Genomic DNA, 1,853 nt, shown 5'->3' on the forward strand with positions numbered 1-1,853 from the left:
ATATAATTTATTGCTAGTTCTAGCCTACTTACGAAAATCCTCGCGGATTTTCTATTCGGTTTTTATTTGCTAAATTAAGTGCTTAAACACGCAACAAACCATATACAATCACGTTGTGAGTCATTAAAACTAACCAATAACCAACATAATTATGAAATCAAATTTTACATTTCTATTTTTTACTCTTTTTGCTATTAGCAATATGATTTATGGACAAGGGCCAACACTTAATCTAGTTGGCAGTGATAAAACTTTTTCAAAAGGAACGATTGACACAGAAGTTTTGACTGCTATAATCCAACAAAAGCAAGAAGAATTGAGAGAAAAGGTTTTTATGGATGTAGTGATTAACAATTTTAAGAAAGCTAGTCCTTCAGTGAGAAATTTTTCGACGTACTATTATATTTATAACGTGATGCAAACTATCACTACCGAAAAAAACAAAACAATAATTACTAGAGATTTACTTCAAACAACATCTGAATTTGCTTTAGTCTATGGGTTTACAACTTATTCAGTTGCAGCTGGAATAAAGAACCATTCAAATGAGTCACAATTCTATTCTGATTTAAATTTAGTCTTTCCTTCTCAAGGAACAAAAAAGGAAAACTTAAAGTTATATGGACAAGAATCTGTATCAACAATAAACTCTTTTGATGTAAAGAAAATAGAAAGTACAATAAAAAAAGACGGAACTGTTGAAAAACCAAATCTATTAGAAGGTAAAATATTCAATTTCCTTATCGATATGACTTTTGATGCTTTAATTAATCATCCTGATATAATTGAGAGCAAACTATTCAAAGATGATTTTAATTCAAAAGAACTTTCAATCTGGTATAATGCAGATAATGAATACCAAAAAATTATAAAAGCAGGCGGAACAAAAGCATCTGCTGCAAAAAACCTAAGGGCTGAAATGGATAAAATTATAACTGCCTTTATGACCAATTATGATAATTTTCAGAGATTTGATGAGTTTGTTAAAGACTTAAAAGCTAAAGAACAAGGTCTTACTCAAATGACAGAGGAACAATATTTAGCAATGCGAAGTTTGATAAAAGAAGCAATAAGAATCATTCAATTAAATTATGATAATAGTGTTGTTTCAAAAATATCTGATTTTGTGCTTGATTACACAATTATTGAATACCAAGAGGACAAAACAAAAGACGCTAAATTATACGTAGATATAGAAAGTTTAATTTCTGCTCTTGACCAACATTATAACTCAAAATCTAGAAAGAGTAGCGTGTCATCAAAATATTGGTATATCAACCCAAGGTTATTCTTCTCAATTGGTACTAATTATGCTTCATTCTTTGATTCAAACGAGTTATCTACTGATAATTCGGGAAATACTGAAAGTTTAGACAACTTATATTTTGCTAGCGAGAAGATTGGAATCAAAATTAAGTTTTTTGATATGAAATATACTAGAGCATTTGAACCAGGAGAAAAATTTAAATATAGAGGTACTCAAAGAGTTTGGTTAAGACCACAAAAGCAAGCAATTGTTAGTGATATGCACTTAATTCTTTATGGCTCTGGATTATTGTACAATTTAGTTGACTTAAAATCTAATGACAATTTCAATCAAGCAGTTGTTGGTACAGGAATTGGAGTGACTTTTTTCAATGGTTTATCCGCAAATATTGGTGTTGCAGTTCCATTTACTGACAAAAACTTTAAGAGTGAAAATGCTTATTTGAATATAGGTTTTGATATTCCAATTATTGAATACATTGGAGCTTTAAGTAAGAAAAAATAACGCCTCACAACAATGGTAGCCGTTGCACAAGCCCATAATTTTACAAAATCATGATACAAAACGCCCATTTTAAGGGCGTTTT

General features: G+C 29.9%; 1 protein-coding gene. It reads left to right on the forward strand.

Going from position 1 to position 1,853, the window contains the following annotated elements:
- Positions 1–151: 151 nt before the first annotated feature.
- Complete coding sequence (locus ACIEHO_RS16465) at positions 152–1,771, forward strand: hypothetical protein (protein ID WP_406973744.1); 1,620 nt, start codon at positions 152–154, stop codon at positions 1,769–1,771.
- Positions 1,772–1,853 lie beyond the last annotated feature (82 nt).

Origin of the sequence: Flavisericum labens (assembly GCF_045446075.1) — a bacterium.
Lineage (GTDB): Bacteria > Bacteroidota > Bacteroidia > Flavobacteriales > Flavobacteriaceae > Flavisericum > Flavisericum labens.